Source organism: Brevundimonas sp. NIBR11 (assembly GCF_027912535.1).
In the GTDB taxonomy this organism is placed as follows: domain Bacteria; phylum Pseudomonadota; class Alphaproteobacteria; order Caulobacterales; family Caulobacteraceae; genus Brevundimonas.
Genome location: NZ_CP115465.1, coordinates 2,393,167 through 2,406,140 on the forward strand (window position 1 = coordinate 2,393,167; position 12,974 = coordinate 2,406,140).

A 12,974-nucleotide genomic window follows, 5' to 3' on the forward strand; every position below is an offset into this window, starting at 1 on the left:
CATGCCGCAATCGAGGTTGACGAGCAATGAAGACCGGCGCGCTTCCTTCGTTGCATATGCAACCTAGCCGATCTATGTATATGCAATGGACATCCCCGATCCCGCCGTGGCCGCCGGCCTCGACCCTTGCGTCTGCGGCCGCCTGCGCCGCACCTCCCGCGCCCTGACCCGTCGCTATGACGAGGCCCTGGCGCCCGTGGGCCTGACCGTGACCCAGTTCTCGATCATGCGGACCCTCTCGCGCATGGACCGGCCCAGCCTGGCCGAGCTCGCCGAGACCACCGCCCACGAGAAGAGCGCCCTGTGGCGCACGGTCCAGCCCCTGATCCGCGCCGGTTGGATCGCCGCCGACACCGAGCAGCGCGCCCAGCGCTTGTCCGTCACCCCGGCCGGGCGGGAGAAACTGTCCGACGCCCTCCCCCTTTGGCGCACCGCCCAAGCCAAGGTGTCGGAAACTCTCGGCGTCAACGAAGCCGCCCTGATCGCCCTTCTGAAAGAGATCGAAATCCATGCCTGACGCCGCCGCCCCGGGCATTTCCCGCCGCGCCTGGATCATGATCGTCACCGGCGCCCTGATCGTAACCCTGTCGATGGGGGTGCGTCAGGCGTTCGGCCTCTTCCTGCGTCCCATCGGCTTCCATCTGGAAATCGACCGCCAGACCTTCGGCCTCGTCATCGCGGCCCAGAACCTGATCTTCGGGCTGGCCATGCCCTTCGTCGGCGCCTGGGCCGACAAGATGGGCGCCGGACGGATCGCCGTCGGCGGCGCCCTCATCTACATCGCCGGGCTCGCCATCGCGGCCTCGGCGGCGGGCGCGCTCGGTCTGATGATCGGTTTCGGAGCCCTGACCGGGATCGCCATGGCGGGCGTCACTTTCGTGGTCGTGCTGGGCGCCGTCGGCCGCGCGGTCCAGCCGCATGAGCGCACCGTCGCCTTCGGCATCGTCACGGCGGGCGGTTCGCTGGGCCAGTTCCTCGTCGTCCCGGCGGCGCAAGGCCTTCTCGACGCCTACGACTGGCGCGCGACCCTGTTCATCCTCGCGGCCCTCGTCGCCCTCATCATCCCGCTGGCCCTCGGCGTCGCCGGCAAGCCGCCCGTGGCCGAAAAAGGCGAAGGTCTTCCCCTCAAAGCCGCCCTGGCCGAGGCCTCCGCCGACCGATCGTTCTGGCTGCTGAACGCCGGCTTCTTCGTCTGTGGTTTCCACATCGCCTTCGTCGGCACCCACCTGCCCGCCTACATTCGCGATCAGGGTCTGAGCGCCGGCGTCGGCGCCGCGTCCCTCGCCCTGATCGGCCTGTTCAACATCGCCGGATCCTGGCTCTGGGGCGTCTGGGGGTCGAAGGGGTCCAAGAAGCACCTGCTGGCCCTGCTCTACGCCCTGCGCGGCGTGGCCATGGTCGTCTTCCTGCTCGTTCCCCTGTCGCCGATCAGCGTCCTGATCTTCGCTGCGACCTTCGGCTTCCTGTGGCTCGGCACCGTGCCCCTGACCAATGGGCTGGTGGCGCAGATCTACGGCGTGCGGCACCTGTCCGCGCTGGGCGGCATCGTCTTCCTCAGCCATCAGGTCGGCGCCTTCCTCGGCGCCTGGTCGGCCGGCTGGGCCTTTGACGTCACCGGCTCCTATCAGATCATCTGGCTGGTCTCGATCGGCCTCGCCGTGACGGCGGCCTTCGCCAACCTGCCCATCCGCGAGGCGGCGCTGGTGCGTCCCCAGGCGGTTCCCGCCGAATGAGGCGCAACCTGATCATCGGCGGGGTGCTCGCCGCCGTCGTCGCGCTCGGCGTCTGGCTGTGGGCGCGCAACGGTCTGGCCGTCTGGGTCGACGCCGCCATCGCCTTCTGCAACTGACCGCTTCCCCTCCCGCCGCCCAGCGCATAGCGTCGCTCTCGCAAGAGGGAGCAGACCATGTCCAACACCACCGGCGCCGTCGTGGCGGCCATGCGGATGAAGGCCGAGCGTCAGATGATCGAGGCCCTGCGCGCCGCCGAGGCCTTTGGGCCGGACAGGGCCATCCCTCTGATGCCGGACCGGAACATGGGCAAGATCGCCCTGCGCGGCCTGGTGCGCCAGAACGCCGTCCGTCAGGCCCAGGCCGGCTTCTACTACCTCGATGAACCCATCTACGCCGAGGTGAGGAAGAACCGCCGGCGCATGGCGATCGGTGTGGCCCTCATCACGATCGTTCTCGGGGTAGCCGTCGCCATCGCGACATCGTCGAGGGCCCAGGCCCAGACGGCGCCGGCCCCGCGTCCCGACCAGCTCGCCTTCCGCGCGCTCTACGAGGAGCTGGTCGAGACCAACACGACCCTGTCCGAAGGCTCCTGCACCCTGGCCGCCGAGCGGATGGGCGCCCGCCTGACCGCCGCCGGCTATCCCGCCGCCGACGTCCGGGTGCTGGCGCCGGAGGATCGACCGAAGGACGGCAACCTCGTCGCCACCCTGCACGGCTCGGACCCGTCCGCGCCCGCCCTTCTGCTGCTCGCCCACATCGACGTGGTCGAGGCCAAGGCCGCCGACTGGACCCGCGATCCCTTCACCCTCGTCGAGGAGGGCGGCTACTTCTACGCCCGTGGCGCCTCCGACGACAAAGCCCAGGCTTCGGTCTGGGTCGATACGCTGGTCCGGCTGAAACAGGAGGGCTTCCAGCCGGTCCGCGACATCAAGATCGCCCTGACCTGCGGCGAAGAGACCGCCGACATCCACAACGGCGTCGAATGGCTTCTGGCTGAGCACCCGGACGCGCTCCAGGCCGGCTTCGCCCTGAACGAAGGCGCCGGCGGCCTTCTGGACGCGGACGGTGATCGTGTCGCCCTGGCCGTCCAGGCGGGCGAGAAGCTGTATCAGGACTTCGCGCTTTCGATCTCCAATCCCGGCGGACACTCGGCCCGCCCGAGGAAGGACAACGCCATCGTCGCCATGGCCAACGGTCTGGCCCGCGTCGGCGCGTACGACTTCCCGCTGCAGCTCAATCCCGTGACCCGGTCCTATTTCACCGCGCTCGCCGACACCCAGCCCCAGCACGCCGCCGACATGCGCGCCCTGACCGCCGGACCGACGCCGGACGCCGAGGCCGCCGCGCGCATCTCGGCCGCCAACCCCAGCTGGAACGCGACGCTCCGCACCACCTGCATACCGACCCTGATCGAGGGCGGTCACGCCCCGAACGCCCAGCCCCAGCACGTCACGGCCAACATCAACTGCCGCATCTTTCCGGGCAATACGATCGCCGAGACTCAAGCACAGCTGGCCCGTCTGATGGACAACCCGGCCGTGACCATCACTACGGTCGGCGCGCCCGATCCCTCGACCCCGCCGCCGCCCCTATCGGACGCCGTCATGGGCCCGATCCGCGAGGTCGCCGGCGCCCTGTGGCCGGGCGTCCCGGTCCTGCCGACCATGTCGACGGGCGCGACCGACGGCCGCTTCACCAATGCAGCAGGCATCCCGACCTATGGCGTCACCGGCATGTTCGGCGACCCCGACGGCGGCGGCGCCCACGGCCTGAACGAGCGAATCCGCGTCCGTTCCCTCTACGAGGGCCGCGACTTCCTGTTCGAGATCGTCAAACGCTACGCCATGCAGGGCGGCTGAGGTGAAGGGCCTCGCCCTTGCCGCCCTGATCGCCACCCCGGCGTTAGCCGGGTCGCAGCGCCTGACCGATACTGTGCGATTGCCGGATTTCGAAGGGGGACGCGCGGTCGTCAGGGTGCATGTTGTGGAGCAGCCACCCTACGAAGGCTCTGACATCACGATATACGCGGCGCCGCCCGGGGCGGTCGGCGCCGATCCGGTCGATCAGCCTCTGTCGGCCATCGCCGTCAATACGCGTACCGGTTCCCATGTCGCACGCTCGGCCACCTGTCCCGGATTGCGAACCGCCTTGCAGACCCTTCGCCTCATTCCGCCCATTGACGTCACGCCGCGCGACTTGCGTCCGCCCCCCGCGATCTTGCTTCCCATCGAACCGACCAAAAAGGACGGCTCGCGCTTCGAAATCAGCATCGACGTCGAGACGCCCAATGGCAGCGGCGCGCTTCTGACGATCGACGACTACAGCGGCGACCACGCGGTCTGGGCGGAAACCTTGATGCGCAGTCTGGCTTCGTGCTGGACGGAGTTGCGCTGAAAGTCAGCCGGTGACCTCGAAGACGGCTTAGGGTCTTTGTTTACGGGCGTGAGGCCCGGGAGGCGGTCCGAATCTCTGCCGAAGGCGACGAGCGGAGCGGCGCGTGCATGGCCAGCGTCAGTCGTCTCGCGGGTCTAGGCGCATCCGCTTCACCCCATCCAACTCCGAGAGGTTCGCCGCCAGGGCCTTCAGATCGGACGCCCCGCGCAGTTGCACCCGCCAACTGCGCACCGCCATCGCACCGTGCTCGGCCACCTCGATCCGGTCCGCGCGCGCGGCCGGATCGACGATCGCCAGCGCGGCCTCGACCGCGTCCTCGGTCGCCGTGTCCCCCCGCGCCCAAGCCGCCTCCACGTCCACCACGGTGCGCGCCGGGAGCCTCAGACTGATCAGCCTTAGCGCCACCAGGATTAGCGCCGTCACAACGGTCGCCAGAGCGCCGAGCCCGTACAGCCCCACCCCGAAGAGAATGCCGATCGCCGAAGTGATCCATAGGGATGCCGCCGTCGTCAGGCCGTGGATCGAAAAACCGGTGCGAAAGATCACGCCGGCGCACAGGAAACCGATCCCGGTCAGGACACCGTGGGCCATCCGCGTCGGGTCGGTGACGATGTTCTCGTCGGGCAGGGCCAGGAACGCCCACCGCTGCTGCGTCATCGCCGCCTGCATCAGAAGCGATGACGCCAGACAGACCAGAATATGAGTTCGCAGACCGGCCGCCCGGCCGCGCCATTCGCGCTCCAGTCCGATAACCCCGCCCGCCAGGACCGCGCCCAGCAGCGGCGCCCAATGGCCCGCCAGCTCGGCCATCATGGTCAGCCGTGTTCTTCGATGTAGGCCTCGGGGTCCTTGTTGACCGGCTTCACGCCCGTGATGTGATCAGCCTCGAAGGCAGCGAACTGGACCGCCAGCTCGTGGCGGGTCTCCAGCGAGGCGTGACGGCGGAAATCAGTCAGGCCCTGACGTTCCTCCTCACCCATATGCTTGGAGTTGACGACGTTGGCCTTCCCCACCGCCTCGATCCAGGCGCCGGTGCCGACGGGATATTTCTCGACCGCCTTCACCGCATCGCGCAGCTTGTTGTGGTCCTCGATGGCGTCCTCGGTCTCGCCCTCGACCGTGCCGTCCTCCGCGTCGTTGGCGCCCTCGCCCAGCTTCAAAAGCTCCGGATAGAAGAACCGCTCCTCGGCCTCGGCATGCACGTCCAGGAACGCCTTCAGCCGCGACCACACCGCCGTCAGCGCCTCGACGTCGGTCGGATCGATCTGCTCGATGATCGAGAACAGCCGCCGCTGCTCGGCGTGGTCGTCGAGGATCAGCTGGGTGATGTCCATGGGGCGGCTCCGGCGTGAATGGTGAAGCCTCGATACGCCCTGCGCTGCATGCGGGTTCCGTGCGAACGACTCGCGCGCGCTCGCGGGCTGGACAACACGGTTCGCCGTGCCATCGTATCGTGCTGCTCCCGGGGGATGAGATCATGCCGTATCGCCGCGCCTGGTGGGCGCTTCTGCTGCTCGCGCCCGTCATCGGTTTGGCGTTCTGGCCGGCCTATTTCGGGGCCCTGCCCAAGGCCAGTTTCGCCTTCCATGCGCATGGCCTGACCGCGACAGCCTGGCTGGCCCTCGTGGGCTTTCAGAGCTGGAGCGCCCACCGGTCCGATCGCGCCGTCCATCGTCTGGCCGGGCGGGCGATGTTCGTCGCCGTGCCCCTGTTCGCCGGCGCGGCGGTTCTCGTTCTCCACAGCATGGCGACCAAGTTCGCGGAGGGTAGCGATCCCTTCTACGCGGCCCTGGGGGCGCGGCTCGGCGCGCACGACATCATCTCAACGATAGCCCTCGTCGCCCTGGTCTGCATGGCCGTGGCCAAGAGGCGAAACATCGCCGTCCATGCCGCCTGCATGCTCTCGACGGCCATCCTCGTTCTGCCACCGGTGATCGCGCGACTGCCGATCCCGCGCTTCTTCCACTCGGGCGAGATCATCGCCATCGTGCTGGCCTTGCTGGCGGCTGCGATCGACCGCCGGGGGCGTTGGCCCTTCCTCGCTGTGGCAGGGGTGCAGGTCGTCCACGTCCTGGTGTTCGAGACGGTCGCCGCCTCGACGCCGTGGGCGGACGCCTTCGCTGCCTTCAGCGCCTGGCCGGTCGCTCCGTTCGCCGTCGCCGCGGCCGTCGTCGCACTGGCGGCCCTGACCCTGGCCTGGAAGCGCGTCCCGCCCCGGGCCGCCGGCCGTTAGAAGGGCGACCCCTCAGGCCGCCTTCAGCGCCTAGCCCGTTCAGCCCGCGAACTTGGCCATGTCCTCGTCGGAGATGGCTTCGTTCGAATAGACCATCGACACGTCGTCCTCGGCGTCCAGGGCGTCCAGCAGCTTCATCAGCGTGCCGACGTGATCGCCGGTGACGGCCACCTCGGTCTGGGGCTTCCAGACGATGGCCGTCGACTTCGGGTCGCCCAGCACCTTGGACATGGCCTCGGCCACCTCGTTCAAGTCCTCGAAGGCGGTCCAGATCGTGTGGCCCGGCGCATCCTCGTAGATGTCCGGCTTGACCAGATCACTCTCGACATCCTGGGCGCCGGCCTCGATGGCGGCTTCCATCACGGCGTCCTCGGTCCCGGCCTCGGCGGCGTAGACGATCTTGCCGACCTTGTCCCACATGAAGGCGACCGAGTTCATCTCGCTCAGCGCCCCGCCGTTCTTCTTGAACGCCGCGCCGATGTTGGAGGCGGCGCGGTTGCGGTTGTCGGTCAGGGCCTCGACGATGATGCCTACGCCGCCGGGACCCCGGCCCTCGTAGCGGACCTCTTCCATCGTATCGACGTCGCCGCCGGCGGCCTTGTTGATGGCGCGCTGGATCACGTCCTTGGGCAGGCTCTCGGCCTTGGCGTTGTTGACCGCCAGACGCAGGCGGGGGTTCAGGGCCGGGTCGGGCATGCCCGACTTAGCCGCCACCGTGATGTCGCGCGACAGCTTGGAGAACAGCTTGGAGCGCTGGGCGTCGGCGCGCCCTTTGCGGTGCATGATGTTCTTGAACTTGGAATGGCCGGCCATTGTTATCTCTTAAGTGCGCTATCGCTCGACGCGCGGCGTCTCGCTGCTTGAGCGCGACGTGCGTGCGGCGCCGTCTAGCCCATGGTCGCGCGCCTGTCACGGAGGCGCGCCATTCGGTCGCCGGAACCCCGCGACGCGCCGGGGATTATGCCAGCCAGCGACCCGGAGCTTGACCATGTCAGACAACCCCCTGCACGACGCCGACGCCTATCTCGAGGACGACCTCGACGAGGCCGACATCGTCGAATGGTACGAAGCCCGCCCTGTCACGGTTTCGACCGCCGTCGCCACGGGCTCCATCGTCGCCGCCTTCGCCCTCGGCGTCCTCACCGCCGTCGGGGCGCTCGCCCTGCTCGGCTATATGGACGAGGACTGACCGGTCAGCCCGCCTTCAGGTTCTCGACCACGCCCCTCAGGATCGCCGGCAGGGGCTTGGGCCGACGCGTCTCGGCGTCGACATAGACGTGCACGAAATGGCCGATGGCCGCAGGTTCGCTCACGCCCCGTCGGAAGACGGCGAAGCCGTATTTCACGCTCGACGTGCCGATGTGATCGACCTTGATCCCGACCTCGATGACGTCCGGAAACGCCAGGGACGAGGTGTAGCGACACCCCGAATCGACGACGAGGCCGATCGATTCCTTCAGCGCCCCGCCGATGATCAGGTGGGCGTTCACCGCCGAGTCGACGAACTCGTAGAATTTGGCGTTGTTGATATGGCCGTATTGGTCGTTGTCCGCCCAGCGCGTCGAGACCGTATGGTAGGCCTTGTAGGTGTTCCGGTCGGCCAGCGGCCCCTCGTCGCGTTTCGGCATCCGTCTTTCGTCCCTCGCTCGCCGGCTTGATCGCCGATCCTGGAAGACGTGACGCTCGGGCTTGGCCTCCCTTGCGTCAAGCGCCTATCGAAGGCGGATCGCGTTTCCGACGAGGCTGTCGATGACCCAGACCACCACCCGCGCCGCCGTCCTGTCCGCCATGGGCGCCGCCCGTCCCTATGCCGACAGCCGCCCCCTCTCCATCGAAAACGTGACGCTGGATGCGCCCGGCCCCGGCGAGGTCCGCGTCGCCATCAAGGCCGCCGGCCTCTGCCACTCGGACCTGAGCGTCATCAACGGCGACCGCCCCCGCCCCCTGCCCATGGCGCTCGGCCACGAAGCCGCCGGCGTCGTTGAGGACCTGGGTCAGGGCGTCACCGACCTCGCCGTCGGCGACCACGTCGTCATGGTCTTCATGCCGTCCTGCGGCCACTGCAATCCGTGTGCGGAAGGTCGCCCGGCCCTGTGCGAGCCCGGCGCCGCCGCCAACGGCAGGGGCGAGCTGCTGAGCGGCGCGAAGCGCCTGCACAGCCATGGCCATCCCCTCAATCATCACCTCGGCTGTTCCGCTTTCGCCGAGCGGGCCGTCGTCTCCCGACGCTCCCTGGTGAAGATCGACCCGGCCTTGTCGTTCGAGGAGGCGGCCCTGTTCGGCTGCGCCGTCCTGACCGGCGTCGGCGCGGTCGTGAACACCGCCCAGATCAAGGCGGGCCAGAGCGCGGTCGTCGTGGGTCTCGGCGGCGTGGGTCTGGCCAGCGTGCTGGGCGCCCTCGCCTCCGGCGCCTCGCCCGTCGTCGCCGTGGACCTTTCCGAGGACAAGCTGGCGCTGGCCCGCACCCTGGGCGCCGTCCAGACCGTCAACGCCTCGGATCCCGACGCCGTCGATCAGGTCCGCGCCCTGACGAACGGCGGGGCCGACTTCGTGTTCGAGATGGCCGGGGCCGTCCGCGCGCTCGAGGCCGCCTGGAAGATGACCCGGCGCGGCGGCACGACCATCACCGCCGGCCTGCCTCCGCCCGAAGCCGCCCTGCCGGTCAACGTCGTGTCGCTGGTCGGGGAGGAGCGAACCCTCAAGGGCTCCTACATCGGGACCTGCGTCCCCAGCCGCGACATCCCCCGCTACGTCGCCCTCTACCGTCAGGGCCGCCTGCCGGTGGATAGGCTGATGAGCGGGACCATCGCGCTGGACGACATCAATGCGGGCTTCGACCGGCTCCACGCTGGCGAGGTCGTCCGGCTGGTGGTGACCTTCTAGGTCGCAGGCGAACCGGTCGCGTCGGCCGCCGGAGCCTCGACCGGCGCCGTCTGGGTTGGAGCCGCCGCCGCGGCCTGGGCCGCGATCTCCGCGGCGTTCGCCTCGTCCTCGGCCGCCGCCGCTTCGGCGGAATAGATGGGGTTCTTGCCCGTGTCGCAATAGTCGAAGAAGGCGGCGATCTCGGACTTGCCCGCGTCCTTGGCGACCAGTCGCATATCGGCCTGGCTCAGCCCTACGTCGATCGCGCCGTTCCCCTTCAGGGCCGTCAGCACCGGGTGGTCGGTGGGCGTGTCGGCCCCGGGACGGAAGGTGCCGGTGGCCATGCCGGAGGTCAGGACGGCCTCTTCGTCGAAGCCCCAGCTCATCTGCACGGTCTTGGATTCCGGCAGGCAGGACAGGGTGAAGACGCTCACGCCCTCGGCCCAGTCGCCATCGCCGAAGTCCAGTTCGCCCGTCCCGCCGTGCGGCGTGAAATGCCAGTCGTAGGTCGTCGGCATCGCGTCGCCCGACGGCAGGCTCGCCTCCCCGGCCGTCTTCGTCGCCTCACCCGAGGGCTGACACGCGACCAGCGACAGGGCGGCCAGCGAGACGACGGCCGACACGGCGAGCGAACGGATCATGAAGCACTTCCTGAACAGCAATCGTCCCCCGACGGCTCATTTACCCTAGGCCGTTCAGGGGTGTTTCGCCAAGGCGTGACAATCGGCTAAGCCGGAGCTAGAGAGACACAAAGTCTTCAAAGGAAACGCACTGCCATGGCGACCGAACTCTACGACCTGACCGTCCCGCCCTTCACCCGTGGCCTGCGCGCGCTAGACGGCCTGCTCGACAAGGCCGTGGCCCATGCCGAGGCCAAGGGCGTCGATCCGAACACCTATCTGTCGCTGCGCATCATCGAAGACATGAACCCCTTGTCGAAACAGGTGCAGACCGCCTGCGACAGCCCCAAGCTCTGCCTTGCCCGGCTGTCCGGCGTCGCCGCCCCGGTCAACGACGATACCGAGACGACCATTGCCGAACTCAAGCAACGCATCGCCTCGACCCTGGCCTATCTGGCCTCAGTCCCGCGCGACAAGGTCGATGGCCAGGAGGCCAAGGACGTCGTTCTGACCTTCCCGGGCGGCCAGATGAAATTCCAGGGCCAGCCGTACGTCACCGGCTTCGCCATGCCGAACTTCTACTTCCACCTGACGACGGCTTACGATCTGCTGCGCGGCGCCGGCGTGCCGATCGGCAAGCGCGACTACATGGGCGGGGTCTGACCTTCCCAGGTACGACAACCGACACAGGAACATTCCCCGCGCTCGGTTCTTTCCGCAGCGTCAGTTGCGTAGAGAGTAGGGGCCCGTGGTCGTCAAACAGTTCAGGGGGCGCGGTCGTCGGGCCGTGACCGCCACACAGTCCAAGCCCGGCGGCTGGCTGTTCCGGCTCTTCATGGCCTGGTTCTCGAACGGCATCGCCAAGCGCTAGTCGGTCCCTCGACTCATTGCTTTACTGCCCCGGTGTCCAGGGTGTTGGATGGGGCCATGAAAGCTCAATGCCAGTGCGGTCAGCTCAGTGTCTCGGTGCCCGGCGAGACCCCCGCCGTCGTGGCTTGCCACTGCATCGCCTGCCAACGTCGAACCGGCTCGCCGTTTGGCGTAGCGGCCTATTATGCCGATGATCAGGTCGTCGCGACCGGCGTTTCGAAGCGGTTCGAGCGGCCGACCGACCTAGGGGCGACGCTGGAGAATTACTTCTGCCCGCAGTGCGGATCGACCGTCTTCTTCCGGGGATCGAAAAACGCGGGCGTCACCGGCGTGCCCATCGGCGCCTACGTCGAGCCCCACACGATGGCGCCGATCCGATCGGTCTGGGAGCAGAGCCGCCATCGCTGGGTCACGATCCCGACGGCCCAACAGACCTTCGAGAAGGGCCGCCCCTAGCTCTGCAGCAACACCTCCACCTCGTCCCGCGTCGGCAGAGACGGCTGAGCCCCCGCCCGCGTCGCCGCCAGGGCCCCTGCCGCACAGGCGAAGTCTAGCGCGTCCTTCGGCTCCATCCCGTCCAGCAAGGCGACGACGATCGCCCCAACGAAGGCGTCCCCCGCCCCGGTCGCATCAATGGCCGTCACCCCGGGGGGCGTGGCCCAGGCCATCTTGACGCCCCGGTGATACATCTCGGCCCCGCGCGCGCCTTGTGTGATCACCACCCGGCCCCCGCCCCGATGCAGGGCGTCGCCGTAGAACTCCGCCTCGATCTCGTTGACGATGATCAGGTCGCAGCGACGCAGGAGCTGCTCCGACACCGGCTGGGCCGGCGCCAGGTTGGCGCAGACGAACCCCACCGCCCGGCCCACGGCCGCCTCCACTGTCTCGATGGGCAGCTCCAGCTGCACGATCAGCGGGCATTCGATCCGCGCCGGCAGCTGTTCGGGCGTCACCAGATGGTTGGCCCCCGCCGCCACCACGATCTGGTTCTCGCCCGAGGGATCCACCGCGATCAGGGCCACCCCCGTCGGCGCGGCGATATCCTCCTCGACGCCGGACAGGTCGACCCCGAAGTCCTCCATCAAGGCCAGGGCCTCGCCGGCCATGGCGTCGTTCCCGACCCGGCCGATGAGATTGACCTCGGCCCCCAGCTTCTCGGCCGCCAGCGCCTGGTTGGCGCCCTTGCCGCCCGGATGCCGCGCCAGGGTCGCCCCCGTCACCGTCTCGCCGGCCGCCGGCAGGCTGGGCGCCGTCGCCACCAGATCCAGATTGATCGACCCGATCACGGTGATGTTCATGCCGCCGCTCCCAGACGGGCGGTGATGAGGTCGAAGATCTCCTGCGAGGCCGCGCCCACCGCCCACCGGTGCCGCGCCGTCTTCGGATCGACGCGGAACTCCACCGCCGTATGCCCGCGCGTCAGCTCGCTCTCGGTCTCGACCTCGATCCGGCAGGGGGTCAGCTCGAACAGGTCGGGCCGCAGCAGCCAGGCCACCGTGCACGGATCATGCAGGGGGGCGCCCCAATCCGGAGTGGGCCAGCCGACGATCTCCCGCTCGACCCGCTGCGAGAACCGCAGCATGGCGGCCGCCATGCCCGCCCGGGGCGTGCCGACCGCCTCGATGTCCTGAATGCGCTGCTCGGTCGCCCGCACCGTGTGCGTCACGTCCAGACCCATGGCCACCATCTCGACGCCGGAAGCGAAGACCTCCGCCGCCGCGTCCGGATCGGCCCAGATGTTGAACTCTGCCGAAGGCGTGATGTTGCCGCCTTCCGACCGCGCCCCGCCCATGACCACGACCGTGCCCAGCCGCTCCACCAGCCGGGGCTCGGCCCTCAGCGCCAGGGCGACATTGGTCATCGGCCCCATGACCGCCAGCGCCACCGACCCCGCCGGCTCGGCCATCACGATCCGCACGATGGCGTCCACCGCCAAACCGTCCGCCGCCGGAGCATCAGGCTCCACCGCCTCCAGGTCGCCCAGACCCTCGGCCCCGTGGAACTCGCCGGCCCCCGCCGGGTCGCGCCGCAGCGGCCGCGCCGCGCCCGCGTAGACAGGGACGTCGTCTCGCCCCGCCACATGTCGGATGATCCGGGCGTTTCGCGTGGTCTTCTCGACCGGAACGTTGCCGCCCACGGTCGTGATCGCTTTCAGTTCCAGCTCGGGAGAGGCGAAGGCCAGCAGCAACCCCACGGCGTCGTCCACGCCGGGGTCGCAGTCGATGATCAAACTCTGTCTCTTCACCCGCCCTGAATGCGACC

The 12,974-nt window shown here is 68.8% G+C and carries 17 protein-coding genes; 10 read left to right on the forward strand and 7 right to left on the reverse strand.

The window, feature by feature from the left end:
- Nucleotides 1-85 precede the first annotated feature (85 nt).
- The 4 genes from O5O43_RS12125 (at nucleotide 86) to O5O43_RS12140 (ending at nucleotide 4,127) form a co-directional block, all read left to right on the forward strand.
- Nucleotides 86-517, forward strand: a complete 432-nt coding sequence (locus tag O5O43_RS12125; RefSeq protein ID WP_271084148.1) for a MarR family winged helix-turn-helix transcriptional regulator — start codon at nucleotides 86-88, stop codon at nucleotides 515-517.
- Complete coding sequence (locus tag O5O43_RS12130) at nucleotides 510-1,733, forward strand: MFS transporter (protein ID WP_271084149.1); 1,224 nt, start codon at nucleotides 510-512, stop codon at nucleotides 1,731-1,733. The genes O5O43_RS12125 and O5O43_RS12130 overlap by 8 nt, the downstream gene beginning before the upstream one ends.
- 173 nt (nucleotides 1,734-1,906) lie before the next feature.
- Nucleotides 1,907-3,592: a M20/M25/M40 family metallo-hydrolase gene (locus O5O43_RS12135; protein WP_271084150.1), complete on the forward strand. Its 1,686-nt coding sequence runs from the start codon at nucleotides 1,907-1,909 to the stop codon at nucleotides 3,590-3,592.
- 1 nt (nucleotide 3,593) lies between these two features.
- A complete protein-coding gene (locus O5O43_RS12140) occupies nucleotides 3,594-4,127 on the forward strand; it encodes a hypothetical protein (RefSeq protein WP_271084151.1) in 534 nt (177 codons plus the stop codon).
- Nucleotides 4,128-4,244: 117 nt separating this feature from the next.
- Here O5O43_RS12140 and O5O43_RS12145 read toward each other — a convergent pair whose 3' ends face one another.
- Both O5O43_RS12145 and O5O43_RS12150 read right to left on the reverse strand, forming a co-directional pair.
- The gene (locus O5O43_RS12145; protein ID WP_271084152.1) at nucleotides 4,245-4,940 is read right to left on the reverse strand and encodes an MgtC/SapB family protein; all 696 of its coding nucleotides are present in this window, start codon (nucleotides 4,938-4,940) and stop codon (nucleotides 4,245-4,247) included.
- A 2-nt stretch (nucleotides 4,941-4,942) separates the two neighbouring features.
- A complete protein-coding gene (locus O5O43_RS12150; RefSeq protein ID WP_271084153.1) occupies nucleotides 4,943-5,461 on the reverse strand; it encodes a hemerythrin domain-containing protein in 519 nt (172 codons plus the stop codon).
- Nucleotides 5,462-5,604: 143 nt separating this feature from the next.
- Here O5O43_RS12150 and O5O43_RS12155 point away from each other — a divergent pair, with 143 nt between their 5' ends.
- Nucleotides 5,605-6,360 (forward strand): hypothetical protein, encoded by a 756-nt coding sequence (locus O5O43_RS12155; RefSeq protein WP_271084154.1) that lies wholly within the window; start codon nucleotides 5,605-5,607, stop codon nucleotides 6,358-6,360.
- A 39-nt stretch (nucleotides 6,361-6,399) separates the two neighbouring features.
- On the opposite strand, the gene O5O43_RS12160 is transcribed toward O5O43_RS12155, so the two are convergent.
- Nucleotides 6,400-7,173, reverse strand: a complete 774-nt coding sequence (locus tag O5O43_RS12160; protein ID WP_271084155.1) for a YebC/PmpR family DNA-binding transcriptional regulator — start codon at nucleotides 7,171-7,173, stop codon at nucleotides 6,400-6,402.
- A gap of 175 nt (nucleotides 7,174-7,348) precedes the next feature.
- Between O5O43_RS12160 and O5O43_RS12165 the strand changes: the two genes are divergently transcribed.
- A complete protein-coding gene (locus O5O43_RS12165) occupies nucleotides 7,349-7,549 on the forward strand; it encodes a hypothetical protein (protein WP_271084156.1) in 201 nt (66 codons plus the stop codon).
- 4 nt (nucleotides 7,550-7,553) lie between these two features.
- On the opposite strand, the gene O5O43_RS12170 is transcribed toward O5O43_RS12165, so the two are convergent.
- Nucleotides 7,554-7,988 (reverse strand): thioesterase family protein, encoded by a 435-nt coding sequence (locus O5O43_RS12170; protein WP_348637140.1) that lies wholly within the window; start codon nucleotides 7,986-7,988, stop codon nucleotides 7,554-7,556.
- A gap of 121 nt (nucleotides 7,989-8,109) precedes the next feature.
- Here O5O43_RS12170 and O5O43_RS12175 point away from each other — a divergent pair, with 121 nt between their 5' ends.
- Entirely contained in the window at nucleotides 8,110-9,243 is a 1,134-nt protein-coding gene (locus O5O43_RS12175; RefSeq protein ID WP_271084157.1) for a zinc-dependent alcohol dehydrogenase family protein, read from the forward strand.
- Here the strand turns inward: O5O43_RS12175 and O5O43_RS12180 are convergent.
- Entirely contained in the window at nucleotides 9,240-9,863 is a 624-nt protein-coding gene (locus O5O43_RS12180) for a hypothetical protein (protein WP_271084158.1), read from the reverse strand. The genes O5O43_RS12175 and O5O43_RS12180 overlap by 4 nt on opposite strands.
- A gap of 135 nt (nucleotides 9,864-9,998) precedes the next feature.
- On the opposite strand from O5O43_RS12180, the gene O5O43_RS12185 reads away from it, so the two are divergent.
- The 3 genes from O5O43_RS12185 to O5O43_RS12195 all read left to right on the forward strand — a co-directional run bounded on the left by O5O43_RS12185 (nucleotide 9,999) and on the right by O5O43_RS12195 (nucleotide 11,168).
- Complete coding sequence (locus O5O43_RS12185; protein WP_271084159.1) at nucleotides 9,999-10,505, forward strand: DUF1993 domain-containing protein; 507 nt, start codon at nucleotides 9,999-10,001, stop codon at nucleotides 10,503-10,505.
- 85 nt (nucleotides 10,506-10,590) lie between these two features.
- Nucleotides 10,591-10,713, forward strand: coding sequence for a hypothetical protein (locus O5O43_RS12190; RefSeq protein ID WP_271084160.1), 123 nt, complete (start codon nucleotides 10,591-10,593; stop codon nucleotides 10,711-10,713).
- 56 nt (nucleotides 10,714-10,769) lie between these two features.
- Nucleotides 10,770-11,168 carry a GFA family protein gene (locus tag O5O43_RS12195; RefSeq protein ID WP_271084161.1) on the forward strand — a complete coding sequence of 133 codons (399 nt, stop codon included), beginning with the start codon at nucleotides 10,770-10,772 and terminating at the stop codon, nucleotides 11,166-11,168.
- Here the strand turns inward: O5O43_RS12195 and O5O43_RS12200 are convergent.
- Nucleotides 11,165-12,010 (reverse strand): ribokinase, encoded by an 846-nt coding sequence (locus O5O43_RS12200; protein ID WP_271084162.1) that lies wholly within the window; start codon nucleotides 12,008-12,010, stop codon nucleotides 11,165-11,167. The two genes, O5O43_RS12195 and O5O43_RS12200, sit on opposite strands and share 4 nt — an antisense overlap.
- Nucleotides 12,007-12,942 carry a nucleoside hydrolase gene (locus O5O43_RS12205; RefSeq protein ID WP_271084163.1) on the reverse strand — a complete coding sequence of 312 codons (936 nt, stop codon included), beginning with the start codon at nucleotides 12,940-12,942 and terminating at the stop codon, nucleotides 12,007-12,009. Before O5O43_RS12205 ends, O5O43_RS12200 begins: the two co-directional genes overlap by 4 nt.
- Nucleotides 12,943-12,974: the final 32 nt, after the last annotated feature.